We start from the raw sequence: 25,262 nt of genomic DNA, 5'->3' as shown, positions 1-25,262 counted from the left end.
AACACCTCAACCTGTTAGCCCCCAACAGCTGTCGTACGGTCTGCATGGCCCGCTCCGCGCTTGGTCTGGTCACCCCACAGCCTCCCCCCCACCGCACCGCGGTGGGTATCAACCACATACAGTGGGCGCTGCTTGGCCTCGTCGTACAAGCGGCCCAGGTATTCGCCAATCAGCCCCAAGGCAATCAGCTGGATGCCACCCAGAAATAAGATGACCGACATCATGGTCGGCCAACCCGCCACCGGGTCGCCCACCAGCGCGGCCTTGATGACGACCCAACCGCCGAACAGGAACGCACACAACGCAGTGAGCAAGCCCAGATACGTGGCCGCCCGCAGCGGCACCGTCGAAAAACTGGTGATGCCGTCGAGTGCGAAATTCCACAGCCTCCATACGGTGAACTTGCTGTTTCCGGACAAACGCGGCGCACGCCGATACGGCAGCGCTACCTGACGAAATCCGACCCAGCCGAACAACCCCTTCATGAAACGGTGGCGCTCGCGCAGCTGTTGCAAAGCAGCCACCACACGCGGCGACAGCAAGCGAAAATCGCCGGTATCGGCAGGAATCGGGGTGCGCGACAAGCGCCGGATCACCCGGTAGAACGCATGCGCGGCGCTACGCTTGAGCCAACTCTCGCCCTCGCGAAACACCCGCGTGCCGAAGATGTTGTCGTAGCCGCTGCGCCACAGCGCAACGAATTCCGGTATCAATTCCGGCGGATCCTGGCCATCGGCATCCAGCAGTACCACCGCACCCGGCAGCACATGATCCAGCCCCGCAGAAATCGCTAACTCCTTGCCGAAATTGCGCGATAGCCGCACCGCACTGACGTTGGCATCGGCTTCGGTAAGCGCATGCAATACGTCCCAGGTGCTGTCGGTGCTGCCGTCGTCAACATACAGCACATGCGTCTGCAACCCATGCAATTGCGCCAATACTGCGCACAGGCGCGGATGCAGCAGGGGAATGCTGGTTTCTTCGTTGAAGGCCGCGATGACCACGGTCAGGCGCTCAGTGGCGACCGGCAGTTGGACAGTATCGATAGTGCTCACCCTTATGGTGCCTGTAGATACGCAGGGCCGCCCAACTGGAGCGCCTGCCGCTGGATCCATGCGGTACGCCGCTGCACGAATGCACCGGGACGGCGCGCGTCGTAACGCCGTGGCGATGGCAACACCGCCGCCAGGCGCGCCGATTCGGTCGGCGACAAGCCTGCCGCATCCTTGCCCCAAAACTGCTGGGCAGCCGCTTGCGCGCCGTACACCCCGTCGCCAAATTCGGCCACGTTGAGATATATCTCCAAGATACGTTGCTTGGGCCAGAACAGCTCGATCAACACCGTGTACCAAGCTTCCAGGCCCTTACGCACCCAACTGCGGCCCTGCCACAGGAACACATTCTTGGCGACCTGCTGGCTGATGGTGCTGGCGCCACGCACGCGCCCGCCGCGGGCATTGTGATCGCGCGCTTTCTCGATCGCCTGCAGATCAAACCCGTGGTGCATCGGGAATTGCTGATCCTCCGCAGCTACCACCGAAATTGGCAGGCTGGCGGCGATCTTGTCGTAATCACGCCACTGCTGATGCAGCGAAAAACTCCAATCGCCCTCACCCCAGGCTTCCAGATAACGCCCCACCATCATGCTGCTGATCGGTGGATCGACCACCCGCAAGACCAGCACCTGCAGCACACTCGCCGCGGCAAACAGCAGCGGTGCCGCCAAGACCCAGCGCAGCCAGCGCCTGGGCCGCGATGGCGCCGCTTGCTTGTCATCCCATGCATCCGTCCCCATTGTTCGCTACGACCTTCAATCCCGATGCCTGCCGCATTATCCGGCAACACGCGTCACTTACGTCCGATGTTCCCATGACCGATCACGATCAGCTTTCCCGTTTCCTGCTGCCCGCCGCCGGCGTGCGCGGCGTCCACGTGCGCCTGACCAAGGCCTGGCACGACATCCAGGGAGCCGCTGAGTACCCGCCTGCCGCGCGCCAATTGCTTGGCGAAGCGGCCGTGGCCGCTGCCCTGTTCACCGGCCACACCAAGGTCGACGGACGCCTTTCGGTGCAGTTACGCGGCAACGACACCTTGCGCACCCTGTTTGCCGAATGCACCGCCGCCGGCACCTTACGCGGCATCGTGCAGCTGGCTGACGGCGTCGATGCGCCGACTGATTTGCGCGAGCTGGGCGAAGCCGCCCTGTTGGCAATCACCATCGAAAACCCCGGCCTGGACCCGCGTGAGCCGCAGCGCTACCAGAGTCTTGTCGGCATGCAGGCACCGGACCTGGCCGAAGCCTTCGAAACCTATTTCCAGCAGTCCGAACAGCTACCGACGCGCCTGTTGCTGGCCGCAGGACCGGATCAGGCCGCCGGTCTGTTGTTGCAGAAGCTCCCCGGCGATGAAGGTGATAACGACGGCTGGACCCGAATCGGCGCCTTGTTCGACACCTTGGGCGCACCGGAGCTGCTCTCGGTGGCCGGCCAAGACCTGCTCCACCGCCTGTTCCACGAAGAAGAGCCGCAGTTGCTCGGCAGCAAGCCGCTCAGTTTCGGCTGCTCCTGCTCGCGCGAACGGGTCGCCTCGATGCTGCAATCGCTGGGCGAAGAAGAGGCACGCGCGGCCGCCGAGGCGACAGGCGAAGTCGAGGTGCGTTGCGAATTCTGCGGCCGTGAGTATCACTTTCCGTTGACCGCACTGGACGTACTTTTCAGCGCAGCGCAGCCGCTGCAGGAAGCGCCGGAAAGGTTGCAATAGATAGCGATGGCGGTTGCGTTTGGGGGGACACAACCACTTGTTAAATAATCATAAAAGCCCTAGCATCCTACCTGCCCGCTCTCGGGAACTTAACAACTGCCGCTGGGTCTGACCTCTGGTATGCGACACCTACTGCGCCTCCCGCTAGCTTTGATGGTTGCCCTCGCGGCAGCCACAGGCGTGCACGCGCAGTCGGCGCCTTCGCAACAGTTCCGCGAGAGCACCATCCTGCCGGTGTGGAACAAGGGCAGCGGCAAGGTCGAAGCCTTTCTGTACCTAGAGCCTACTGGCGAGCAGAAGGCCGGTGCCCGCTGGCACTTTGGCCGTAATTCGCTGGATGCAGCGTTCGGCCTGACCTCAGGCGACTCGCTGGGCCTGATCTGCAACAGCAGTCGCGGCACCAATATCAATGGACTGGCCAGCCATTGCCTGCTTGCAGGCATTGGCGATGATGAAGAAGACAGCGCCGCCGCATCGCGCCGTGTCTCCGGCACGCTGGGTTTCAATCGCGGCGGCGCTCGCGTTGGCGTCACCGCCGCTACCGGTCGCGACACCCTGCCGGCCTGGCTCATTGGCGCCGGCAAGGCCCCACTGACCCGCGTCGAGCAGAACGATCTAACCGTTTTCGGCCAGAAAAACATTGGCCGCGAAGGCTTCGTCTCGATCGGTGGCACCTACGCCCGGGCACGACTGGTACCGTTGGCCGACGTCTCACCCGCGATCGCAGACCAGTGGGATACCAAGACACTTAGCGTGGGTGGCGGCTACGGCGCCTTCAGCGCCAACGTCATTGGCCGCGTCGTCGACGTGCCCGGTCAGCCCGAAAAATGGGAAGGCCTCGGCCTGGGCCTGACCTGGCGCACCCCCTGGAGCGGCCAGCTCACCGTCGGTGCCGAGAACGTCATCTCCCGCGGCAAGAACCCGTTCGCACCAAGCAACGAGAGCAATAGCGACGGGACCGTGCCGTATGTCAGATACGAGCAAGACCTGTAAGTCACTGATTCCATTAAACTTCTCCAAACGCCACCGGCTTGCAGCCGGTGGCGTTTTTCGTTTTAGATCGTCCGTCCGACCACTGCCTTCACAACTCTCTTCTTTTTCATTAACGGGACTTTAATTTCTGTCGCAACGCATATACCATCGGTTCACCCTGACGTTTTGGATCCGCTTCTTTCGGAACCCCCGCCAGGCAAACAACCCTTGGCAGTACCCAAGATCACTTGGAGAGAGAGCTAATGAATTGCAAGTCCAACAAGCTGCGCGATGCAGTTGTCCTCGCGCTTGTCGTGAGCGTGGGCGGTACCGGTACCGCCATCGCCCAGGAAACCGGTGCAACCAACCTCGACAAGATCGAGGTAACTGGCTCGCGCATCCGTCAGGTCGACAGCGAGACCGCGCAACCTGTGCTGCTGATCAGCCGCGATCAAATCGAGAAGCAGGGCTTTAAGTCGGTTGCAGACATTCTGCAGAATATCCCTACTGCGGGCTCGCCGGCCATCAGCCGCACCTCGCCCTTGAGCTCCGGCGAGAATGTCGGCGGTTATTACATCGACCTGCGAAACCTGGGCGCTAACCGCACTCTAATCTTGGTGGACGGGCACCGTCTGGGCATCACCAACGGTGGCCTGCAAGATGTGGCGTCGATTCCGTCGGTAATGGTTGAGCGCATTGAAGTTCTTAAGGACGGTGCGTCGACAATTTACGGGTCGGACGCGATTGCTGGCGTCATCAACATCATCACCCGCAAGGATTTCGAAGGCGCTGAAGCTAACGTCTACATTGGCCAATGGGGCCAAGGTGACGGTCAGCGTGACGTGTATGACTTCACGATGGGCTTTCGTGGTGATCGCGGCTCGCTGACTGCCGGCGTCGAATACACCAACGAAGATCCGGTTTGGGCACGTAACCGCTGGTTTAGCCGCGCCCGATTCCCGACTGGAGAAAAGACAGATCCGCGTCCGGGCGGTCTTTCCGGAACGACTGAATTTGGTCGTTTTGCCTACACCAATGCTGCTGGCGGCACCTCCACGCGCACCCTGCGCCGCGACGTTGCGGGGCTAGATCCGGCTGACTTCTCTAGCTATCGCGCGCTTAACAGCACAGATACTTCCAATCCTTCACTGGAATCCACGGTATACAGCGGAATTAAGCGTAAGTCGGCGTTCCTCAACGGACACTTCGATTTCACCGACAATGTCGCGTTTGATACCAGCGTGCTGTATACCGACCGCGAGTCGTTCGCACAGAATGCCGGTTACCCCATGCAGAGCGCCAACTTCGACTTGAGCAGTGGCGGCCTCTCCATCGATAGCGTCTTCAATCCCCTGGGAAATCAGGCGACCGGCACGCTGCCTGCTGGCGTAGACCCGCAGGCCGTCCAATATGTTCGGCGTGGCTGGGAAGTTCCGCGCGAAGTCCAGAACAATCTGACCACCTCGCGATTCACCGGCAAGTTTACCGGTAGTTTCAATTTGGGCGAGAAGTACTGGGATTGGGAAGCCGGCTTCCTCTACAACCAGAACAAGGGCACCCAGATCAGCACGGGTAATCTCAACACCTATGCTGTCGGGCAAGCTACTGGCCCATCGTTCATCAACTCTGATGGTGTGGCACAGTGCGGCACTGCCGCGAGCCCGATCACCCTTGGCTTCGGCCCCGGGGCATGCACGCCCTGGAATCCGCTGGTTCCGTTCGGCTACAACGCTCCGAATGGCTTGAATGACCCCAATGTGAAGGCTTACCTGTATCAGCCAGGCCAAGCGCTGTCCGAAACCACGACTAAGAACTACTTCGCAAGCGTCTCCGGCATCCTTGCCTCGCTGCCGGCCGGTGATCTGGGCGTAGCGGTGGGCGTGGAACGTCGCGAAGAAAATGGCTCTTTCTCGCCGGATGCACTCGCACAGACAGGTATCTCGACGGATCTGGCTGCCGGCCCGACGCGCGGTGGCTATAACCTCAACGAGGTCTATGCAGAGTTGCAGGTTCCGTTGCTGGCAGACCTTCCTGGCGCCAAAGAATTAAGCGTCACGCTGGCATCGCGCTATTCGGATTACGACACTTTCGGCAATACGACAAACAGCAAATTCGGATTCAAGTGGAAGCCGTTTGAATCTGTGTTGGTTCGTGGAACATGGTCGGAAGGCTTCCGCGCGCCGACCGTTGCAGACTTGTTTGGTGGCCTGTCGCAGAGCTTCGAAAACTACACCGATCCGTGCGATACCTCGTTCGGCCCAGCCGCCGGCAACCCGCGATGCCTAGCCGATGTACCGGCGGGTTTCCGTCAACTTAATGCGTCAGGCGTCGCTCCAGCACCGGGACCTGGCGAACAGACGAATGTGCCTTTCGTATCCGGCTCGACTCCTACGCTGACTCCGGAAACCTCAACATCCAAGACGCTTGGACTGGTATGGAGCCCCGGCTTTATCACCGGCCTGAACGCCTCGTTGGATTGGTGGAATATCCGTATCGAAAACACCATCGTTGGGGACACGCCGACCGACCTGTTGGATGATTGCTACCTGCGCGGTATCGAGTCGCGTTGCGTCGGCTTTACCCGTAACGCAACCGGCAACATCACCAGCCTGTCGTTCGGTCTACGCAATGCAGGCTATGTTGAAACTGAAGGCTTCGACTTCGATCTTAATTATCGCTTCGAGACGCAGTGGGGCAACTTCACCACATCGCTGTTGAACACCTACGTGTCTAAGAACGAGCTAAAGGCCGACAACAGCACCAATCCGCCGAGTCAGCAGAACGGGTACGGTGGTAACTTCCGCGTTCGCTCGAATCTCTCGGTGAACTGGCAGTGGGACGATTGGTCTGTGACCTGGAGCGCGCGTTACTACTCGCGCACCAAGGAGCGTTGCTTCGCAACCGATCGTTGCAGCCTTCCTGACTTCACCGCTCCTGAGTTCCAGGGTTCAACGGTTGGGATGAACGAGCTGGGTTCAAATACCTTCCACGATCTGCAAGTGGCTTATGCTCTTCCGTGGAACGCGACGGTTGCCGTGGGTGCGAACAACATCTTCGAACACTACGCGGCTCCCGCTTATGGTCAACCCAACTCTGGCTACTCCTACTACGGTGGCTACGACATTGGGCGCTTCATGTACATGAAGTACCAGCAGCGTTTCTGATTTAAATCGGAAACAAGTGTGAAAAACGGCCCCTTACTTAAGGGGCCGTTTTTTATGGTGACCCAAGATTTGGCAAATCGTTCGAGCTGAGCCACAACGATCAGCTCACACCGGAATCAACGTCTGAATCACATGCTCAACATAGGCTTCGAAATCTTCGCGGGCCTGCTTGGGCTGTTGCAATTGCAGTGAAAGCTGCAAAAAGCCGACGTAGGCGGCGTACGCCAGGCGGGCGCGGTGTTGGGCGTCGGTGCGAGAGAGGCCGGCCTGCCGGAAGGAGGCGATGAGGTAATCGAGGCGGCGTTGCGAGACGCGGTCGATGACCGGGCGTACGGCGGGGTGGTCGAGTGCCTTGAGCAGTTCGCTGTAGATGACGTGCGGTTTGACTTCGTGGGCAACCAGCTGGAACAACGCGCGTAAGCGTGCGCTGGGGTCGGGAACGTCTTCCAGACTGCCGAACACTTCTTTTTGCTCGAAGATTTCCCAGCGCTCAAGGGCGGCCTGCAGCAGCGCGTCGCGCGAGGGGAAGTGCCAGTAAAAGCTACCTTTTGTGACGCCGAGCCGGCGTGCCAGCGGCTCGACTGCAACCGCGCCCACGCCTTGTTCGGCAATCAGGTCGAGCGCGGCCTGTGCCCAATCGTCCGCGCTAAGGCGGTTGCCGCGACCAGAGCTGGCGCGGGGCGTGGTGAGGCTGGAGGAGTCGATGGTGTCGTTCATAGCGCGATTTAACCATACGCTTGAGTCAGTTGCAGTATGCATCACGTAATTGACATACAAGCGCCACGATTCAATGGCTTAACCGTCCATACGATTGAGTATTGACAACCCCGGCATGCGACCATACCATTAAGTATGGTCATTTCACTCGCTAGCCTCGCCCCCATTGCGTCAGTGTCCAGCGTCAACACTGGTGATGCTGTGCTTGCCGTGTCGATGCGGGGGGCCGAACACGCGCCGTCGGTATTGTTCGCGCATGGCTTCGGACAGACCCGACATGCCTGGGAAGCCACTGCCACGACGCTGGCTGAAAAGGGCTACCGCACCCTGTCATACGACGCGCGTGGGCATGGCGACTCGAGCGTCAATGCTGCGGACCTGCCCTACTCGGCAACGCAATTCACCGACGATCTGATCGTGCTGGCCGGCGAGCAGCCCGAGCCACCGGTGCTGGTTGCCGCGTCGATGGGGGGGTTGTTCGGGTTACTGGCAGAAGCGCGCTGGCCGGGACTGTTCCGCGCCATCGTGCTGGTCGACATCACGCCTCGCTGGGACACCACCGGTGTAGAGCGCATCCTGCGCTTCATGACCGCGCATCCGGACGGCTTCGCATCGCTGGATGCAGCCACAGATGCGATCGCTGCATATCTGCCGCACCGCCCGCGCAAAACGGCAAGGCAATTGCAGGCATTGCTGCGGCAGCGCGCCGATGGGCGTTGGTACTGGCACTGGGATCCACGTTTGGTCGACGAGCTGGCCGGCCAGGACGCCCAGCTACAGCAGCGTGCGTTGCTGGATGCGGCAGCACAGGTGCGTTGCCCGATGTTGCTCATCAGCGGCGGACGCAGCGATCTGGTGACGCCAGCCAACATCGCCGAATTCCTCTCCATCGCGCCGCATGCGCAGCATGTGCATCTGCCCGATGCCACGCACATGCTGGCAGGCGACGACAACACCACATTTACCGCCACCGTGTTGCATTATCTGGACGCACTGCCGGCGGCTTGCACCATCGCAGCGTCCAACACTACCGAGCATGTCACTGGAGCAAGACCATGAGCATCATTGCACCGTTCCTCCTCGTCATCCTGGCGGCGGGTATCGCTGCCTATCACCGGATGCGCCTTGCCACGTGGGTTGCGATCAGCGCCTGTGTGCTGGTGGCGTGCTGGCTGCTGGGTGCCAATCTCACCGCCACCATCGTGGCCGCCGCACTGGTGGTGCTGGTCTCCGCACCTGTGCTGCTGCCGTTCCTGCGCAAGCCACTGCTGACCACGCCGCTGATGGGCTTCTTCCGCAAGGTGCTGCCGCCGCTGTCGCAAACCGAGCGCATCGCCCTGGAAACCGGCTCGGTCGGTTTCGAAGGCGAGCTGTTCACCGGCGATCCGGATTGGCAGAAGCTACTGAACTATCCCAAGCCCGAACTCACCGCCGAAGAGCAGGCCTTCCTGGATGGCCCGGTGGAAGAGCTATGTAAGATGATCAACGACTGGGAAATTACCCATGTCCACGCCGACCTGCCGCCGGAGCTCTGGGACTTCATCAAGAAGAACAAGTTCTTCGGCATGATCATTCCCAAGCAGTACGGCGGGCTGGGTTTCAGCGCGCTGGCGCACCACAAGGTGATCCAGAAGCTGTCCTCGATCTCCAGCGTGGTCAGCTCCACCGTCGGCGTGCCCAACTCGCTCGGCCCCGGTGAGCTGCTGCTGCACTACGGCACCCCCGAGCAGAAAGACTATTACCTGCCACGCCTGGCGGTCGGTGCGGAAGTGCCGTGTTTCGGCCTGACCGGTCCGTTCGCCGGCTCCGATGCCACCTCGATTCCGGACTACGGTATCGTCTGCAAGGGCGAGTGGAATGGCGCCAACGTGTTGGGCGTCAAGCTAACCTTCGACAAGCGCTACATCACCCTGGCACCGGTCGCTTCGCTGATCGGCCTGGCGTTCCGCGCCTACGATCCGGACGGTCTGATCGGCGACAAAAAGGACATCGGCATCACCCTGGCGCTGCTGCCGCGCGAAACCCCCGGCGTGGAAATCGGCCGGCGCCACTTCCCGCTGAATTCGCCGTTCCAGAATGGCCCAATTCATGGCGAAGAGGTGTTCATCCCGCTGAGCCAGCTGATCGGTGGCGTGGAGATGGTTGGCAAGGGCTGGAACATGCTCAACGAGTGTCTGGCTGTTGGCCGCTCGATCACCCTGCCCTCCACCGCCAGCGGCGGCAGCAAGGCCGCTGCGGTGGTCACCGGTGCGTACGCGCGTATTCGCAAGCAATTCGGCCTGTCGGTCGGCCGTTTCGAGGGCGTGGAAGAAGCGCTGGCCCGTATCGGCGGCAAGGCCTATGCCATCAGTGCGTTGTCGCAGGCCACCGCCGCGGCGGTGGATCGCGGCGACGTGCCGTCAGTGCCGTCGGCGATCGCCAAGTACCATTGCACCACGATGGGCCGCGAAGTCGTGAGCGACATGATGGACGTGATCGGCGGCAAGGGCATCATCCTGGGGCCGCGCAACTTTGCCGGCCGCGCCTGGCAGGCCGCGCCGATCGGCGTGACTGTGGAAGGCGCCAACATCATGACCCGCAGTCTGCTGATCTTCGGCCAGGGCGCCATCCTGTGCCATCCGTGGGTGTTGAAGGAAATGCAGGCCGCGCAGGATCCCGATACCCGTCGTGGTCTGGAAGCGTTCGACCACAATCTGTTTGGTCACATCCGCTTCGGTATTTCCAACGCTGTGCGCTCGTTCTGGTTCGGCCTGACCGGTGCGCGCATCGGTGCGGCGCCGGGTGATGCGTACACCCGCCGCTTCTTCCGCAAGCTGGATCGTTATTCGGCCAACCTGGCGTTGATGGCCGACGTGTCGATGCTAATGCTGGGCGGCAAGCTGAAGTTCAAGGAGTCCCTGTCCGGTCGCCTGGGCGATGTGCTGAGCCATATCTACCTGACCAGCGCCATCCTCAAGCGTTACCACGACGAGGGGGCGCCGGCGAGCGATCAACCGTTGCTGGCCTGGGCCTTCCACGACAGCGTGCACAAGATCGAAACCGCACTGTCGGCCGCGCTGCGCAACTTCCCGATCCGTCCGGTCGGCTGGTTGATGTGGGTGCTGATCTTCCCGCTGGGCCGTCGTGCCGAAGCGCCTGGCGACCGTCTGGGCCATCGTGTGGCTTCGCTGTTGATGACGCCGAACGAAGCGCGCGACCGTTTGGCACAGGGCGTGTTCCTGACTCCGTGCGCCAACAATCCGGGTGGCCGCATCGCCAGCTACCTGACCAAGGCAGTGATGGCCGAGCCGGTGGAGCGCAAGTTCCTCAAGGCACTCAAGACCAAGGGCATCGAAGCACTGGAGTTCCCGGCGCAGCTGGACGAAGCCGTGGCCGAAGGCGTGATCAGCATGGAAGAGCGCAAGCTGCTCGAAGAACTGCGCGAGATCATGATGGACACCATTACCGTAGACGACTTCGATCCGCATGAGTTGCGTGCGGCCAGCTTCTACGACAAGCCGCAGGCACAGCAGCCACGCGAAGCCGCGTAAGGCTTGCGCCAGGCTCACAGCAGCGGACGACGGCGAGCTTCGGCTCGCCGTCGTTGTTTGTGGGGACGGGTGTTGATGCTGGCGCAACTACCGGCAGCATTCACAATGTCCTGCGCCGCCTGCAGCGCACAGGCGATGGCATTCCCTAGCGGATAACCGGTGGCCCGACCCGCCGTGATCGCACGCAGGCGATTGAAGCGGTTGTGGTCGCGGCAGGAAGAAACACCCTGGCTACGTGGCCCACCTTCGCCCCTTGTCAGGCGAGTACGCATCGGCACAACGCGTGGCTGCCCTGCGCACGCCGTCCGCTGAGACTCGCTAGCTTGCGATGGGCTAAGAGTGACGCTTCATCGCGGGCATGCCCGCTCCTACGCGCAGCGAACATCCTGCCGCGGGTAGGTCAGCGCGGCAGTCACACCAGCGCCAGGGCAATCAATGCCGGCAGCGCCTGCACGAAGAAGATGCGGCGGTTGACGCTGTAAGCGCCATAGCAACCTGCCACCACCACACAGCCCAGGAAGAAGCTCAGCACGTCGGCGCGCGCGGCCAGTGCACCCCAGAACAGGCCAGCGGCCAGGAAGCCGTTGTAGAGCCCCTGGTTGGCTGCCAGCACGCGGGTGGCCTGCGCCTTCTCTAGGCTATTGCGGAAGGTCTTCAAGCCCAGCGGGTGTGTCCACAACACCATTTCCAATACGAGGATGTAGACGTGCAGCAGTGCGACGCACAGGCCGGCAATGATGGCGAACAGGGGCATGGCAGACCGCCTTGGCAAAGAGTGGCACCAGCATAGCCGCGATTGCGCTCGTGCTGTTCGGCACGCCTGGACTATGGCGCAGGAACATTCGCTTCATCGCTGCTGGCGTGAGAAGCAATCCATGTGCCTGACCGATGCCAGGCCGTAACGCCGTGCCTCGGCATGCCCTCAGTGCTCAGCCCCTGCCGCCTGGTGCTCCGCACGCGACGCATCTCCCGTGCAATGCATCCGGCAGGTTGTTGCTGCAGTTCCGTTCCGAAGTACACGCCAACGGCTCACCCGACAACCAATCGCCACGTTCTGCTGCTGCCGCATTCAATCGGCAACGCGTTTGTCCGTGCCCACATCGCGCTCTGCAGGTAGCTTGCGTGCTTCGCGTAGCAGGCCGAACGCGCCAACCGTCATGCCGGTCGCCACGAGCAGCCCGACACCGAACACCGCACTGGAACCGAACGCAGACACCAGCTTGTGCACCCAGACAAAGGTGAGATCGCCACCTCGATAGACCACCGTGTCGATCGCCGCGCCGGCCTTGTAGCGCCACTCGCGATCCACCCGCGTGTACAGCGTCTCGCGTGCGGGCTTGGCCAGTGCGAACTCGCTGGAGCGCGTAATCACCTGCACGATCGCAATCATCATCGGCAATGGCGACGCCGCCAGCACCGCATAGCCCAGCATGATCGCCACACCCGGGATCAACAACGCCGGCGCGATGCCGAAGCGCGATAGCAGCGCGCGTGTCACCAGCAATTGCAGCACCAGCGCCAGTGTGTTGATCGCCAGATCGATGCTGGAGTAATACGCGGTGGCCGCCGCTGCGTCTGTGTAAAGCCGCCGCACCAGCGCTGCCTGCTCGTTATAGAGCAAGGTACCAACGCCCACGCCGAACAACACCATGAAGGCCAGCCAGCGCAGCAGCGGCTCACGCACGATGAGCGTGAGACCACCGAGCACGTCGCCGCCCATCGGCACTTCGCCGGAGCTCAGCTGGCGCTCCTGTTCGCGCGCAACCGCCCACAGCCGCAAACGCAACACGCACGCCACGCACACGGTTAAAAACCCGGCCGACACCAACATCAGATGCGCAATGCCGATGCGCTCCACCAGTGTGCGGGTGAGAATTGGTCCGACAAACGCGCCCAGGGTGCCGGCCGCACCGATATAACCGTAATAGCTACGCGCTTCGGCATTGCTGAAGATATCGGCCATGAAGCTCCAGAACACCGCCACCGCAAACAGGTTGAAGACCGTCACCCACAAGAAGAACGCCATGCCGCGGCCTGGCACGCCACTGTCGAACAACACGTAGAACAGCAGCAAGGTCGCAATGAAAAAGCCGTACACCATCGGCAGGAACACCCGCCGCGGATAGCGGCTGACCAGCGCGCCGTAGACCGGCTGCAGCAGCACCATGATCAGAAAGGTGCAGGTAAACAGCACCTGCAGGGTGAAGTCCTTGAGCGGCATGCCGCGCGCGGCGAAGAACGCGATCATGTCAGTGGGAAACAGCGTCTCCACATCGGCCGAGGCACCCATCGCTTCGCGCACCGGGCGCAACACGTAGTAGCCACTGAGCAGGCAGAAAAAGTAGAGAAACGACCACGCCAAAGGCGGCGAGCTTCGCAGCGCGGCGCTCAAACGGCCAGCCGCAGATTGCGGCGTCGAGGAATTAGTCATCGTGTAACGGCCGCCCGCACAAGCGGGCCCGACGGCATGGACATGGCAGCGGCAGCACCCGCGAAAGAAGCGCGCAAGTTAGCCGATGCGAGGCGGCGCCACCAGCGACCAGTCGCAGGACATTGCGGCCCAGATGACCTCCGCACCGGCATGCTGCTTGCAGCAGGGTAGTGGACCAGCGCGTAGCGACGCTTCGGCGGCACCGGAATATTCGATTTCTGAATCTAAAATCATCAATAGGATCAATACGATGCCCATTCATCTTCCGGCAGTTTGTGCTATTGCAAAGCGCGGCGCTAGAATCGCCGGAGGCAGCGGAACAGGCGGGACAACCATGAAAGAAATGCGCACGCGCCGACGGTTCCGACCGTTGGCTATCGGGCTGTTCGGGGCGTTATTGCCCCTGGCCCTCTCCTCCACCGCGCAGACACCCGCGCCCACCGCCGCTGCGTTGCAGGCGGCCACTGCGGCGCAGTCGCCCACCGCACCGTTGCCCTATCGCACCTCGCTGCCGGCCAACCAGGTGTTGGCACCTGCCGCCGGCTTCGACGTGGCGGCGTTCGAGTCGATGGCAGACCAGTTGACCTACGGCAACCGCGTGCCCGGGATGGCCATGGCCATCGTGCAGGGCGGCAAGGTGCTCAGCGCGCGCGGCTATGGCGTCACCGACGTCAATCATCCGCAGCCGGTCGATGGCCACACCGTATTTCGTCTGGCCTCGTTGTCCAAAGCCTTCGCCGGGACCATGGCCGGCCTGCTGGTCAACGATGGCGTGCTGCGCTGGGACAGCAAGGTGGTCGACTACGTGCCGGGCTTCCATCTCAGCGACAACGCCGCTACCCGTCAACTCACCGTGGCCGAAGTGCTCAGCCATCGCGTGGGCCTCACCCGCAATGCCTACGACCGCGATATCGAATCCAACGTTGACTACTACTCGCTCAGCCACAAGCTGGCGGCTGCGCCGCTGCGCTGCGCACCTGGCGATTGCTACGCGTATCAGAACGTTGCCTTCAGCCTGGTCGGCGATGTGGTGTTCGCCGCATCGGGCAGCTTCTACGAGCAATCGGTAGAGCGCCGCATCTTCAAGCCGCTGGGCATGAACGATGCCAGTATGGGTCTGGCCGGTATCCAGGCCAGTCCGCACTGGGCCCGCCCGCACGTGCGCAGCCGCAATGGCTGGGTGTCGCTGACGCCCAAGCCGACCTACTACCGCCTTGCCCCGGCTGCGGGCGTCAACGCCAGCGCCAGTGACATGGCGCAGTGGCTGCTCGCGCACACCGGTCATCGCACCGACGTACTGCCTGCGCCGCTGCTGGCAACGCTGCACGCGCCGTTGATTTCCACGCCGGGCGAAATGCGCTCCGGTTGGCGCCATGAGCGTGTAGACGCTGCCAGCTACGCCTTGGGCTGGCGCGTGTTCGATTACGCCGGCCATCAAGTGGTGTTCCATGCCGGTGCGGTGCAGGGTTATCGCGGCCTGGTCGCGTTGCTGCCAGAGCGCGACCTAGGTATTGCGATCCTGTGGAACGGCGAAAGCGGCCTGCCCTCGGGCATGCTGCCGACCATCCTGGACCGCGCACTCGGCCTGCCGGCGAAGCGTTGGTTGGACATCGATGTGGACGGTGACTTCGGCAGCGAGAACATGCTGGCAGAGAAGCCCGACCCGGCTGGCAAGGGCGCGTCCTCCGGCAAATCGGTGGCCTCGCCGCGCTGAGTAAACGTACTGCACTGACCTCATGTCGGTGACTGTAGACAAAGGCGGCTTCGGCCGCCTTTGTTGTTTCTGCGTATCCGATGCACATCGGTCGGCTTACGGAAGGCGTGCCCCTTGAGCGCGGTAGAGCAATGCTGTGGACGATCAATACGCTCAGGTCTTTGGCTGCCGTACATAGCCCGTTGCCAGCAGCTGTGCAGCTGAGCAAACAGGTTCGACACGCTGAGGAAGAAACTCTAGTCGTCAGCGCTGGGGCTCGCTGCTTGATCCGCAGCAAGGTCTCTACCCTCCGACCCGATGCCTTGCCGACACTTTTTCAGTTCAGTCGAACCTGCATCGCGTAGCGCGCAGCGGCGCTTTGCGTCGTCCCTGCTTATCGCCTCTTGCCGTCGTGCCAAGGCACTGGTGCAGTGGCCTGAGCTTGGTCAGAAGAGTCAAACAATTTCGCGGCAGCATCCACGCCGCCGGCCGGCATGCCATTGGCGGCACAGTGCCGAGAACTTGGAAAACAGTGCGGAGAACCTGGAATGAGCCACGTCGCTTCGATGACGAAACCTGCGCCGCCTGCCGGCGAGCAACACTCAACGCTCGTTCGAGGCGCGCAGTTCTTGGGGGTCATCCACAGTGCCCGCACCACGCCGGTGTCCAGGCTGCGTTCCGGGCCGCAGGCGTTGGGCCAGCCGCAGGCTACACCGACCTGGCCACGCGCCGCACTGACCACGCCAGTGCCAGGCACATAAAAAAGCTCCCTCCCCGCTGGGCGTCGGGGAGAGAGCTCGATGTCTACGGCGATCGGGTATTACAAGATCAGATCAGCGGTGCCGGGGTTGCGGGCAGCGCGACCGGAGCGGCCTTCTTCTTGCGAGCGGCCGGCTTCTTCTTGGCGACCTTCTTCACTGCAGGCTTCTTGGCAGCGGTTTTCTTGGTGGCGGACTTCTTGGTCGCCTTCTTCGCTACTGCCTTTTTGGCGGTCTTCTTGACCGCTTTCTTGGCGGTCTTCTTCACTGCCTTCTTGGCGGCAGTTTTCTTGGTCGCCTTCTTTGCAGTCTTCTTCACTGCCTTCTTGGCGGCAGTTTTCTTGGTTGCCTTCTTCGCAGTCTTCTTCACTGCCTTCTTGGCGGTTGCCTTCTTTGCAGTCTTCTTGACGGCCTTCTTGGCAGCAGTCTTCTTCACTGCCTTCTTAGCGGTTGCCTTTTTGGCGACCTTCTTGACGGCCTTCTTGGCGGCAGTCTTTTTCACAGCCTTTTTGGCGGTGGGTTTCTTTTTCGCAGCTTTTGCAGTGGCCATGTAATTGGCTCCTCGTCAGTGAACTATGGAGTTGTAACGCCCAGTTGAACCAAACCCCACGACGGCATGCCGTCGTCGGGAACCGTCCGCAGGTAATGCGCGACGGAACGGATACAGAAACACCCGCATCGAGCGGCGACACGGGTGCGTAGTCGGAACGACAGCTGCTTTCTTGGAGAGAAGCGGGCCCGACTCCACCGTGGTTATCGCTTCGGTGGACATCCGGAACAAGCTTGTCGGCGCGATGTCGATTCTGCTCACTCTCTTCAGCAGCAATGTCTGCTGGGCGAAACCTAATCACGCTTTTTTTTACTGTCAACACTCTTTCGCATTTTTTTTTTTGCCAGGCATCGCCGCGTGCCGCATCCAGGGCAGCGAAAGACCGTGTGCGCCGGCGTACAGGCCTGACCAAAAAGCATATTCGCCCAACAGCGTTTTCAAAAAAGCACTTCTTTTCCGCTGTTTTTTTTTAGCAGTGCGCCTTCGCAACCGCTTGAGCGCTTCAATGGCACGCTAGCGAAACCGGTGCGGAGGCACTGCTTGCCGCCTGTCCGCCAGCTGAAAATTTTTTTTCCCACGGCTGCACTTCCGAGGTCGCATGAGCAGAAATGCGCAAACTTATTGCGCGCTTCGATCGCCATGCATGCGTCCGCGCGCATCGACTACGGCATGCATCGCATCCATCGTCGAAGGAACGCGACGGGCAACTCATCGGAAAATTTTTCACCGAGTGCACGCCAGACCCTCACGAACGACTCACGTCAGAAATCCGGCGCGTGCAGGTAATGAGCACTGGATGCAGGTTTGATCGTTGCCGCCAACACGCGCGCCGTATCGACGTGTGACCAGCGGCATCGCCGTCGACAGACCAAACGACACGCCTCTATCTCAGAACCCAAGTCCGGCGCGCGTGGCATGACCGCACCGAGGTCGTGCATCGAGAGCGACAGCGCGCCAAAAAAAATGGCCGCTCTGAGAGCGGCCATCGGATATTGGCGGCAGCGAAACCTGATCAGTGATCGTCGTCTTCGAGCAGCTCGGCATAGGCGTCCGGATCCAGCAGGTCGTTGAGCTGTTCCTTGTCGTCGATCTCGACGACGAAGATCCAACCCTCGCCATAGGCATCTTCGTTGATGGTTTCCGGCTTGTCGCTCAACGCACTGTTGACCTCGACGACGGTGCCGCTGACCGGACTGTAGACGTCGGAGGCAGCCTTGACCGATTCCACCACCGCAGCGCCGTTGCCGACCTGCACGGTGTCGCCGACGCCCGGCAGTTCGACGTAAACCAGGTCACCCAGCAAGCCCTGCGCATGGTCGGAAATACCAACGGTCACGCGGCCGCTGCTTTCGACGCGGGCCCACTCGTGGGATTTGAGGAACTTGAGGTCGCCAGGGATCTCGCTCATGGGTGTGCTCCGGGAAGGATAAGGGTTGAGGACAGGCGGCTAGTTTAGACCGCGCGACAAGACAGGTGCACGCGGCGGTGTGGTGGTGATGCGGAAGCACAAGCAGCAGCGTGCACGGAATGCACGCGCCGCACGATTCAGTCGCCCAGGACGCCGGGCTGCGCCTGGCCATCGCGCACGAACGGAAACTTCACCGCGCGCAACGGCACCTGCTTGCCACGGATGTCCACCCGCAGCTGCTCGATGCTGCCGGCCGGCACGCGCGCGAAGGCGATCGCCTTGCCGAGCGTCGGCGAGAACGTGCCCGAGAGAATCTCGCCTTCGCCGCTGGCGGTGAGCACGGTCTGTCCATGCCGCAGCACGCCCTTCTCGTCCATCACCACACCGATCAGCTGACGCGGTGCGCCCTGCGCCTTTTGTGATTCGAGCACGCTGCGGCCGATGAAATCGCGACCTTCGTCCAGGGCAATCGTCCAGGCCAGCGCAGCCTCGTACGGGGTAACTGCATCGTCCATGTCCTGGCCGTAAAGATTCATGCCCGCTTCAAGACGCAAGGTATCACGTGCGCCCAGACCTGCCGGCTTGACGCCTTGCGTGAGCAATGCATTCCAGAACGCAACGGCGGCGTCCTGCGGCAAGACGATTTCGAAACCGTCTTCGCCGGTGTAGCCGGTGCGCGCAAGAAATAAGTCGATGCCATCACGCGAATGTGTCTGCAGCGCTGCGAAACGGCCGAGCTTGCTCGCCGCTGCGGTGTCGGCCGGATCCAGCAGGTCGATGACCTTGGCGCGTGCGTTGGGGCCTTGCACGGCAATCATCGCGAAGTCGCTGCGCTCTTCCACGCGCACGTCGAAGCGTGCGGCCTGCTCGCCGATCCACTGCAAGTCCTTTTCGCGGGTGGCGGCGTTGACCACCAACCGGAAGAAGTCTTCGCTCATGTAATAGACGATGAGGTCGTCGATCACCCCACCCTGCGGATTGAGCATGCAGGTGTACAGCGCCTTGCCGGAGACCTTGAGCTTGTCCACAGAGTTGGCGAGCAGGTAGCGCAGGAATTCGCGCACGCGCGCGCCGTGCAGGTCGACCACGGTCATGTGGCTGACGTCGAACATGCCGGCGTCGCGGCGCACCTGGTGGTGCTCGTCCAACTGCGAACCGTAATGGATCGGCATATCCCAACCGCCGAAGTCGACCATCTTGGCGCCGAGCGCACGATGGGTGTCGTTGAGGATGGTCTTTTGGGTCATGAGCGCCGGTCCGAGGAAAGGCCCCATTATCGCCGGCCTGCCTCGCTTGGGGGAACGGCGTGCGCGCAGCAGCGCGTTTGCACTGATTGGAGGCCATTGACGCAGCGCGATGCTACGCCGTGCTGCAACAATACTTGCACGGACAAGGCGGCGCGTGCCCTGCCCGCGCTCCTCAACTGGCCGGCTGCACCAGCAAGGTCATGCCATCGACACCGACGATGCGCACCGGCGTGCCGGCCGGCAGATCGGGACCTGCGACCACACACAACGCATCATCGACCTTGGCGCGCCCGCGACCATCGTGGATGCCCTGATCGAGCAGCACGCGACGGCCGATCAACTGCTCGGCGCGTCGATTGAGCAACGGGAAATCGCTCTCGTGGCCGTTGCCGCGAAACCAAGTGCGATACACCTGCACCGACACGAAGCTGAGCACCACGAAGGCCACGATCTGCACCAGCAACGCGATGTCCGGCAACACCAGCATCAACACGCACACCGCTGCGGGCCGCGATCCCCATCCACAGCAGGAAGGCACCCGGCACTAGAGTTCGGCCGCAATCGGCAACAGCGCCAGCACTGGCCAGATCGCCACATCCCAGCGCACCGCTCAGGCTCCTGCGCACGGCGGTATCGGCAGCACGCGCACGGCAGGTGCGTCGGGCTTGCCGATCGCTTCCTTGGCCAACTCGGCGATACCGGCAATCGAGCCGATGATGCCGCTGGACTCTTCGGCATCAGCACGAACGTTTTGTTAGCCGCTCTGATTCCAGCCATGCGTAACAGGCGCAGCCACTGTGGGCGGCGGCTGTGGCAACACCGGCAACATGCGCGCGTTTGCGCGAGTGCAGTCAGGCGCTACGCGGTGCAAACATGATGATCGCCATGCCACACAGACAACAGGCGGCGCCGAGCAGATCCCAGCGCGTCGGCGTGACGCCATCCACCCACCACAACCACAGCAGCGCGCTGGCGATGTAGACGCCGCCATAGGCCGCATACACGCGACCGCTGGCTTCCGGATGCAAGCTCAACAGCCACACGAAGATGGCAAGGCTCAGCGCGGTGGGCAGCAGCAACCACACGCTGCCACCCTTGCGCAGCCATAGATAAGGAAGGTAGCAACCGACCAGCTCGGCGAGCGCCGTCGCGGCAAACAGCAGCAGCGTGGCCGGCGCGAGGTTCATGCGGGAGGTGGTGTGTCGGTGTCCGGAGTATCGAGCGAAGCCGGATGCGCGTCTGCGCTATCGGCAGTTGACTTGCCGACGGCGGACATACCGGCGCCAGCGTTGTCCGCAGGCTGCACTTGGGAAGCCGGCGCATGCATGGCCGGTGCCTCGCTCGCGGAACTCTTGACTGCCGAACTGTTGATGGCCGACGCCTCACCGCTACGCTCGTTACGCTTGACCTGTTGCCACAGCGCTTCCTGCTCGCTCAGCGACAACGCGTTCAACGTGGTGCCGGCCGCATGCGCCTGCACCTCCATCGCACGGAAGCGACGTTCGAATTTGAGATTGGCGTGTCGCAGCGCGGCGCCGACATCGACCTTGGCATGCCGCGCCACATTGGCGCAGACGAACAACACATCGCCCAGTTCGTCTTCCAGCCGGGCCTGGTTGTCGGCCACCGGGCCACGTGCGAATTCCACCCGCAGCTCTTCGATTTCTTCCTGCAGTTTTTCCAGTACCGGCACCGGGCCAGGCCAATCGAAACCGACCCGCGCCGCACGCGACTGCAGTTTGGTGGAACGCTGCCATTCGGGCAGCCCACGCGCGATGCCGGCAAGTGCGGAGTCGTCCTGGCTGCCAGCAGCGCGACGTTCTTCGCGTTTGATCTGCTCCCAGTTGGCGCTCACCGCCAGTGCATCGGGCGCCTGTTGCGCAGCGAACACATGCGGGTGGCGACGCACCAGTTTGTCGCTGAGCGTGGCGACCACGTCGGCGAAGCCGAACGCCCCCTGCTCGGCCGCCATTTGCGAATGGAAGACCACCTGCAGCAACAGGTCGCCCAATTCGTCGCGCAGGCCAGTCAAGTCGTTGCGGTCGATCGCATCGGCCACTTCGTAGGCTTCTTCGATGGTGTACGGTGCGATGCTGGCGAAGGTCTGCTGCACATCCCACGGGCAGCCGTGTTCGCGATCGCGCAGGCGCGCCATCAACTGCAACAGCTGCTGGATGTCGCCGGTCGGCGGTGTCTGAGACATCGTGTGTTCCTGGAACCTTTAAAAATGAGTGCGCTCGCGGCGACATGTCGCACGCGAGACGATGTCATCGCCTGCTGCAGCGCGACCCGGCATGCAGCTGAGCGCCGGTACCGAAGTGTACCTTTCAGGTCATCCGCATCTCGCGCAGCACGGCGTGGCCACAGCAAACCAACGCATGCGTGGCAGCGCAGCACGCCAGCACGGTTTCGCGCCTTCCTCCACCCACACCGCTCACGCCAACCAATCGCGCCAGGGCAGATTGGGATCGCCCAGTGCGATGAAGTCGCCATTGAGCAAGGTGTCGCGGCGGTTGTAGCGGAACGGTTTGCCGCTGCCGCCGGCAAGCAATACGCCGCCGGCCGCATGCAGCACGCACTGGCCAGCGGCGGTATCCCATTCGGAGGTGGGGCCAAAGCGTGGGTACACGTCCAGGTCGCCTTCGGCGATGCGGCAGAATTTTAACGACGAGCCTTGCGCAACCACGTCGATCTCGCCCATGCGCTCCAGCGCGGCGGCGGTGCGCGCGTCGCGGTGCGACCGGCTGGCCGCCACCCGCAACGGCGTGGCCGCCGGGGTGCGCGTGTGCAGCATCTCGTCGCGGTCGCCATCGCGGCGGAAGGCGTTCTCGCCGCGTGCGGCGTACCACACCCGCCCATCGACCGGCGCCTGCACCACCCCGAGCACCGGCGCGCCCATATGAATGAGTGCGATGTTGACGCTGAACTCGCCATTGCGCTTGACGAACTCGCGGGTGCCATCGAGCGGGTCCACCAGCCAGTAACTGGTCCAGTACTGGCGTTCTTCCCAGGCCACGTGCGCGGATTCTTCCGAGAGCACCGGCACGTCCGGGGTGACCCGGCGCAGGCCTTCAACGATGACGCGGTTGGCGGCAAGGTCGGCCTGGGTCAGCGGGCTGGCGTCGTCCTTGATCTCCACCGCGAAGTCCTGCGCGTAGACCTCCATGATTGCGGCGCCGGCATCGCGCGCGATGGCGATCACGGTTTCGCGCAGTTCCATCGGGATGCGGATCATGGGTTGCGCTCCAGCCACTCGCGCGCAATGAACAAGGCGGCCAGCGAGCGGCCTTCGGAGAAATCTTCGCGCAGCATCAATTCGTCCAGACGAGCGATCGGCCACGGCACCACGTCCATCTCTTCCGGCTCGTCGCCGACCAGGCGCTCGGGGTAGAGGTCGCGTGCCAGCACCAACCAGGATTGGTGACTCATATAAGTAGGAGCAAGCGTCATCGCACGCAGCACCTGGACCTGGCGCGCGCCGTAGCCGGCTTCTTCCTTGAGCTCGCGGTCGGCGGCGTGCTCAGGGGTTTCGCCGGCGTCGATGCGGCCCTTGACCAGACCCAGCTCGTAGCGATGCACGCCGGCGGCATATTCGCGCACCAGCAGCACGGTTTGCGCATCGAGCATCGGCACCACCACCACGGCCCCATGACCCTGGCTGAGTTGACGTTCGTAGATGCGGCGCTCGCCGTTGGAAAATTCCAGATCCAGTTGCTGGCGACGGAACGGCCCGTCGCCCAGATCGGTGATCTTGTGGATGATCGGCAGGCGCGAGCTCATGCGTCGCACGCAGCCGCGGAGCGAGCCGATAGAATGGGCAGATGCATCGACATATTCATGAACCCGAAATCCTAGCAGACCCTGCAGCCGCACAAACTGCCGAACATTGGCGGCAACGCGATCTTGCTGTGGTGTGGCACCCCTGCACGCAGATGCGTGAGCACCCGCACACGCTGCCGCTGGTGCCGATCGCACGTGGCGAAGGCGCATGGCTGGTGGGCCATGACGGCCGCCGTTATCTGGATGCGGTGAGCAGTTGGTGGACCAACCTGTTCGGCCATACCGAATCGCGCATCGGTGCGGCGATCGCGCGCCAGGCCGGCGAACTGGAGCAGGTGATGCTGGCCGGCTTCACGCATGCGCCAGCCGTGCAACTGGCCGAGCAGCTCCTGGACATCGCACCACGCCAGGCCGGGCGCGCGCCGTTATCGAAGGTGTTCTATGCCGACAACGGATCGGCCGGCGTGGAAGTGGCGCTGAAGATGGCCTTCCACTACTTCCACAATCGTGGCGAGCACCGGCGCACGCGCTTCATTGCGCTGGAGAACGGTTACCACGGCGAAACCATCGGCGCGCTGTCGGTTGGCGATATTCCGTTGTACCGGCGCGTGTATGCGCCGCTGTTGCTGGAGTCGATGTTCGCCCCCTCGCCCGATGCGTATCTGGCCGAGCCCGGGCAGAGCGCCGAAGACTACGCACTGCAGGCGGCCGATGCGCTGCAGGCATTGTTCGAACGCTCGCCTGGCGAAATCTGCGCACTGATCCTGGAGCCGCGGGTGCAGTGTGCAGGCGGCATGCGCATGTACCACCCGGCGTATCTGCGCCGCGCACGCGAGCTGTGCGATGCTCATGGCGCGTTCTTGATCGCCGACGAAATCGCCGTCGGCTTTGGCCGCACCGGCACCTTGTTTGCCTGCGAACAGGCCGGGATCATGCCAGACCTGTTGTGCCTGTCGAAGGGACTGACCGGCGGTTTCATGCCATTGTCGGCAGTGTTGGCCACGCAGCAGTTATACGACGCCTTTTTGGACGATTCGCGCGAGCGTGCGTTCCTGCATTCGCACAGCTACACCGGCAACCCGCTGGCATGTGCGGCGGCGCTGGCGACATTAAAAATCTTCGCTGACGACAACGTGATTGCGCGCAACCAGCCCGTCGCAGCGCGCATGCGCGAGCTCGCTGCGCAAATCGGCGAACACCCGGCGGTGGCGGACGTACGCCAGGCCGGCATGATTGTGGCATTCGAACTGACCCAGGGCGGCGACAAGCGCACACCGTTTGCATCTGCCGCGCGCGTTGGCTTGAAGGCGTATCGCGCGGCGCTAGATAAAGGTGTGGTGCTGCGCCCGCTCGGCGACGTGCTGTACTGGATGCCGCCGTATTGCGTGGACGAGGCGCAACTTGTGTTGTTGGCCGAGACCACCCGCCACGCCATCACCGAGGCCGTCGCATGCGCCTGACCCGCTCGCATGTCGCACTGCCACTGCACTGCGACCAGGAAGTGGCGCTGCCGGAAGAGTCGGCCAACCACCTGCTGCGCGTGCTGCGGCTGCGCGAGGGCGATGCCTGCATCCTGTTCAACGGCGACGGCAGCGATTACCACGCGCGCATCACCTTGGCGGGCAAGCGCGACGCACGTGCGCTGGTCGAATGCGTCGAGCCGCTCTCCAACGAATCGCCGCTGCGGATCACCTTGATGCAGGGCATCGCGCGCGGCGAGAAGATGGATCTGATCCTGCAGAAGGCCACCGAGTTGGGCGTTGCGGCGATCGTGCCGGTGATTGCCGAGCGCACCGAGGTGAAGCTCGATGCGGCGCGCACCGAAAAGCGCATTGCCCATTGGCGCAGCGTGGTGGTGTCGGCCTGCGAGCAGTCTGGCCGCGCACGCATTCCCACTGTTGCCGCGCCGCTGGGTCTGCAGGAAGCAGCGCAGGCCAGTGACGCGCATGCGCTACGACTGACCCTGGACCCGCAGGGCGAGCACCGTCTGGGCACGCTGGCATCGAGCGTCCAGCAACACATTGTGGTGGCGATCGGGCCAGAAGGTGGCTGGTCGCCACGCGATCGCGCCCTGCTTGCCGATGCCGGCTTCACTGGCCTGCAATTGGGGCCACGCATCCTGCGCACGGAAACCGCCGGCCTCGCGGCCATCGCGGCGTTGCAGTCGCGGTTCGGGGATCTATAGCGCCATGACATCGTAGGAGCGCACCTGGGCGCAACAGGGCCTTATCGGTAACGCCTCATCGCGCCCA

General features: G+C 62.7%; 22 protein-coding genes and 3 pseudogenes. 8 read left to right on the top strand and 17 right to left on the bottom strand.

Features of this window, described 5'->3' with window-relative positions; all coding sequences use genetic code 11:
- Positions 1–14: 14 nt before the first annotated feature.
- Both NX05_RS09620 and mtgA read right to left on the bottom strand, forming a co-directional pair.
- Positions 15–1,055: a glycosyltransferase family 2 protein gene (locus NX05_RS09620; RefSeq protein WP_039433206.1), complete on the bottom strand. Its 1,041-nt coding sequence runs from the start codon at positions 1,053–1,055 to the stop codon at positions 15–17.
- 2 nt (positions 1,056–1,057) lie between these two features.
- A complete protein-coding gene (mtgA, locus tag NX05_RS09615; protein WP_010368718.1) occupies positions 1,058–1,795 on the bottom strand; it encodes a monofunctional biosynthetic peptidoglycan transglycosylase in 738 nt (245 codons plus the stop codon).
- A gap of 74 nt (positions 1,796–1,869) precedes the next feature.
- Here mtgA and hslO point away from each other — a divergent pair, with 74 nt between their 5' ends.
- The 3 genes from hslO to NX05_RS09600 all read left to right on the top strand — a co-directional run bounded on the left by hslO (position 1,870) and on the right by NX05_RS09600 (position 6,896).
- Positions 1,870–2,760: an Hsp33 family molecular chaperone HslO gene (hslO, locus tag NX05_RS09610; RefSeq protein ID WP_010368716.1), complete on the top strand. Its 891-nt coding sequence runs from the start codon at positions 1,870–1,872 to the stop codon at positions 2,758–2,760.
- Between the two features lie 153 nt (positions 2,761–2,913).
- Positions 2,914–3,753 (top strand): XOO1806 family protein, encoded by an 840-nt coding sequence (locus NX05_RS09605; RefSeq protein WP_010368714.1) that lies wholly within the window; start codon positions 2,914–2,916, stop codon positions 3,751–3,753.
- A gap of 242 nt (positions 3,754–3,995) precedes the next feature.
- Positions 3,996–6,896 (top strand): TonB-dependent receptor domain-containing protein, encoded by a 2,901-nt coding sequence (locus NX05_RS09600; RefSeq protein ID WP_039433204.1) that lies wholly within the window; start codon positions 3,996–3,998, stop codon positions 6,894–6,896.
- A gap of 105 nt (positions 6,897–7,001) precedes the next feature.
- Here NX05_RS09600 and NX05_RS09595 read toward each other — a convergent pair whose 3' ends face one another.
- Positions 7,002–7,613 carry a TetR/AcrR family transcriptional regulator gene (locus tag NX05_RS09595; protein ID WP_039433202.1) on the bottom strand — a complete coding sequence of 204 codons (612 nt, stop codon included), beginning with the start codon at positions 7,611–7,613 and terminating at the stop codon, positions 7,002–7,004.
- A 135-nt stretch (positions 7,614–7,748) separates the two neighbouring features.
- On the opposite strand from NX05_RS09595, the gene NX05_RS09590 reads away from it, so the two are divergent.
- Both NX05_RS09590 and NX05_RS09585 read left to right on the top strand, forming a co-directional pair.
- Positions 7,749–8,672, top strand: coding sequence for an alpha/beta fold hydrolase (locus tag NX05_RS09590; RefSeq protein WP_039433201.1), 924 nt, complete (start codon positions 7,749–7,751; stop codon positions 8,670–8,672).
- Complete coding sequence (locus NX05_RS09585; RefSeq protein WP_017118909.1) at positions 8,669–11,143, top strand: acyl-CoA dehydrogenase; 2,475 nt, start codon at positions 8,669–8,671, stop codon at positions 11,141–11,143. The genes NX05_RS09590 and NX05_RS09585 overlap by 4 nt, the downstream gene beginning before the upstream one ends.
- A 412-nt stretch (positions 11,144–11,555) precedes the next feature.
- Here NX05_RS09585 and NX05_RS09580 read toward each other — a convergent pair whose 3' ends face one another.
- From NX05_RS09580 to NX05_RS09570, 3 genes are all read right to left on the bottom strand, one after another.
- Entirely contained in the window at positions 11,556–11,897 is a 342-nt protein-coding gene (locus tag NX05_RS09580) for a DUF1304 domain-containing protein (protein ID WP_039433195.1), read from the bottom strand.
- Positions 11,898–12,212: 315 nt separating this feature from the next.
- Positions 12,213–13,574, bottom strand: coding sequence for an NTP/NDP exchange transporter (locus tag NX05_RS09575; RefSeq protein ID WP_039433193.1), 1,362 nt, complete (start codon positions 13,572–13,574; stop codon positions 12,213–12,215).
- A gap of 78 nt (positions 13,575–13,652) precedes the next feature.
- A complete protein-coding gene (locus NX05_RS09570) occupies positions 13,653–13,832 on the bottom strand; it encodes a hypothetical protein (RefSeq protein WP_039433191.1) in 180 nt (59 codons plus the stop codon).
- Between the two features lie 76 nt (positions 13,833–13,908).
- Here NX05_RS09570 and NX05_RS09565 point away from each other — a divergent pair, with 76 nt between their 5' ends.
- The gene (locus tag NX05_RS09565; protein ID WP_039433189.1) at positions 13,909–15,288 is read left to right on the top strand and encodes a serine hydrolase domain-containing protein; all 1,380 of its coding nucleotides are present in this window, start codon (positions 13,909–13,911) and stop codon (positions 15,286–15,288) included.
- Positions 15,289–15,872: 584 nt separating this feature from the next.
- Here NX05_RS09565 and NX05_RS25350 read toward each other — a convergent pair.
- The 11 genes and pseudogenes from NX05_RS25350 to nudE all read right to left on the bottom strand — a co-directional run.
- A pseudogene (locus tag NX05_RS25350) lies at positions 15,873–15,949 on the bottom strand (NUDIX hydrolase); the annotation flags it as partial.
- Between the two features lie 146 nt (positions 15,950–16,095).
- Positions 16,096–16,575 (bottom strand): hypothetical protein, encoded by a 480-nt coding sequence (locus NX05_RS09560; RefSeq protein WP_010368688.1) that lies wholly within the window; start codon positions 16,573–16,575, stop codon positions 16,096–16,098.
- A 437-nt stretch (positions 16,576–17,012) separates the two neighbouring features.
- Positions 17,013–17,216, bottom strand: a complete 204-nt coding sequence (locus NX05_RS23725) for a hypothetical protein (protein ID WP_155282148.1) — start codon at positions 17,214–17,216, stop codon at positions 17,013–17,015.
- A gap of 371 nt (positions 17,217–17,587) precedes the next feature.
- Complete coding sequence (gene gcvH / locus NX05_RS09555; protein WP_010368686.1) at positions 17,588–17,983, bottom strand: glycine cleavage system protein GcvH; 396 nt, start codon at positions 17,981–17,983, stop codon at positions 17,588–17,590.
- A 137-nt stretch (positions 17,984–18,120) separates the two neighbouring features.
- Complete coding sequence (gene gcvT, locus NX05_RS09550) at positions 18,121–19,230, bottom strand: glycine cleavage system aminomethyltransferase GcvT (protein WP_039433188.1); 1,110 nt, start codon at positions 19,228–19,230, stop codon at positions 18,121–18,123.
- Positions 19,231–19,402: 172 nt separating this feature from the next.
- Positions 19,403–19,837: pseudogene (locus NX05_RS09545) on the bottom strand (NfeD family protein).
- 3 nt (positions 19,838–19,840) lie between these two features.
- Positions 19,841–19,992: pseudogene (locus NX05_RS23720) on the bottom strand (SPFH domain-containing protein); the annotation flags it as partial.
- Positions 19,993–20,081: 89 nt separating this feature from the next.
- On the bottom strand, positions 20,082–20,417 hold the full coding sequence (locus NX05_RS09540; protein WP_017121350.1) for a YnfA family protein: 336 nt from the start codon (positions 20,415–20,417) through the stop codon (positions 20,082–20,084).
- Positions 20,414–21,433, bottom strand: coding sequence for a nucleoside triphosphate pyrophosphohydrolase (mazG, locus tag NX05_RS09535; protein ID WP_039433185.1), 1,020 nt, complete (start codon positions 21,431–21,433; stop codon positions 20,414–20,416). The genes NX05_RS09540 and mazG overlap by 4 nt, the downstream gene beginning before the upstream one ends.
- A 231-nt stretch (positions 21,434–21,664) precedes the next feature.
- Entirely contained in the window at positions 21,665–22,465 is an 801-nt protein-coding gene (gene cysQ / locus NX05_RS09530; RefSeq protein ID WP_010368673.1) for a 3'(2'),5'-bisphosphate nucleotidase CysQ, read from the bottom strand.
- Positions 22,462–23,010, bottom strand: a complete 549-nt coding sequence (nudE, locus tag NX05_RS09525; protein WP_010368671.1) for an ADP compounds hydrolase NudE — start codon at positions 23,008–23,010, stop codon at positions 22,462–22,464. Before nudE ends, cysQ begins: the two co-directional genes overlap by 4 nt.
- A 41-nt stretch (positions 23,011–23,051) precedes the next feature.
- Between nudE and bioA the strand changes: the two genes are divergently transcribed.
- Positions 23,052–24,470, top strand: a complete 1,419-nt coding sequence (bioA, locus tag NX05_RS09520) for an adenosylmethionine--8-amino-7-oxononanoate transaminase (protein ID WP_010375982.1) — start codon at positions 23,052–23,054, stop codon at positions 24,468–24,470.
- Positions 24,461–25,195: a 16S rRNA (uracil(1498)-N(3))-methyltransferase gene (locus NX05_RS09515; protein ID WP_039433179.1), complete on the top strand. Its 735-nt coding sequence runs from the start codon at positions 24,461–24,463 to the stop codon at positions 25,193–25,195. Before bioA ends, NX05_RS09515 begins: the two co-directional genes overlap by 10 nt.
- The last annotated feature ends 67 nt before the right edge of the window (positions 25,196–25,262 follow it).

This window comes from Xanthomonas vasicola (assembly GCF_000772705.2).
GTDB lineage: Bacteria > Pseudomonadota > Gammaproteobacteria > Xanthomonadales > Xanthomonadaceae > Xanthomonas > Xanthomonas vasicola.
This window is presented reverse-complemented; position numbering and strand designations above follow the sequence as displayed.

Coding starts and splice junctions, on each gene's coding strand:
- mtgA (WP_010368718.1), bottom strand. CDS start 1,795: ATGGGGACGGATGCATGGGATGACAAGCAAGCGGCGCCATCGCGGCCC.
- hslO (WP_010368716.1), top strand. CDS start 1,870: ATGACCGATCACGATCAGCTTTCCCGTTTCCTGCTGCCCGCCGCCGGC.
- NX05_RS09605 (WP_010368714.1), top strand. CDS start 2,914: ATGGTTGCCCTCGCGGCAGCCACAGGCGTGCACGCGCAGTCGGCGCCT.
- NX05_RS09600 (WP_039433204.1), top strand. CDS start 3,996: ATGAATTGCAAGTCCAACAAGCTGCGCGATGCAGTTGTCCTCGCGCTT.
- NX05_RS09595 (WP_039433202.1), bottom strand. CDS start 7,613: ATGAACGACACCATCGACTCCTCCAGCCTCACCACGCCCCGCGCCAGC.
- NX05_RS09590 (WP_039433201.1), top strand. CDS start 7,749: ATGGTCATTTCACTCGCTAGCCTCGCCCCCATTGCGTCAGTGTCCAGC.
- NX05_RS09585 (WP_017118909.1), top strand. CDS start 8,669: ATGAGCATCATTGCACCGTTCCTCCTCGTCATCCTGGCGGCGGGTATC.
- NX05_RS09580 (WP_039433195.1), bottom strand. CDS start 11,897: ATGCCCCTGTTCGCCATCATTGCCGGCCTGTGCGTCGCACTGCTGCAC.
- NX05_RS09575 (WP_039433193.1), bottom strand. CDS start 13,574: ATGACTAATTCCTCGACGCCGCAATCTGCGGCTGGCCGTTTGAGCGCC.
- NX05_RS09570 (WP_039433191.1), bottom strand. CDS start 13,832: ATGGGCATCGTATTGATCCTATTGATGATTTTAGATTCAGAAATCGAA.
- NX05_RS09565 (WP_039433189.1), top strand. CDS start 13,909: ATGAAAGAAATGCGCACGCGCCGACGGTTCCGACCGTTGGCTATCGGG.
- NX05_RS09560 (WP_010368688.1), bottom strand. CDS start 16,575: ATGGCCACTGCAAAAGCTGCGAAAAAGAAACCCACCGCCAAAAAGGCT.
- NX05_RS23725 (WP_155282148.1), bottom strand. CDS start 17,216: ATGGCGATCGAAGCGCGCAATAAGTTTGCGCATTTCTGCTCATGCGAC.
- gcvH (WP_010368686.1), bottom strand. CDS start 17,983: ATGAGCGAGATCCCTGGCGACCTCAAGTTCCTCAAATCCCACGAGTGG.
- gcvT (WP_039433188.1), bottom strand. CDS start 19,230: ATGACCCAAAAGACCATCCTCAACGACACCCATCGTGCGCTCGGCGCC.
- NX05_RS09540 (WP_017121350.1), bottom strand. CDS start 20,417: ATGAACCTCGCGCCGGCCACGCTGCTGCTGTTTGCCGCGACGGCGCTC.
- mazG (WP_039433185.1), bottom strand. CDS start 21,433: ATGTCTCAGACACCGCCGACCGGCGACATCCAGCAGCTGTTGCAGTTG.
- cysQ (WP_010368673.1), bottom strand. CDS start 22,465: ATGATCCGCATCCCGATGGAACTGCGCGAAACCGTGATCGCCATCGCG.
- nudE (WP_010368671.1), bottom strand. CDS start 23,010: ATGAGCTCGCGCCTGCCGATCATCCACAAGATCACCGATCTGGGCGAC.
- bioA (WP_010375982.1), top strand. CDS start 23,052: ATGCATCGACATATTCATGAACCCGAAATCCTAGCAGACCCTGCAGCC.
- NX05_RS09515 (WP_039433179.1), top strand. CDS start 24,461: ATGCGCCTGACCCGCTCGCATGTCGCACTGCCACTGCACTGCGACCAG.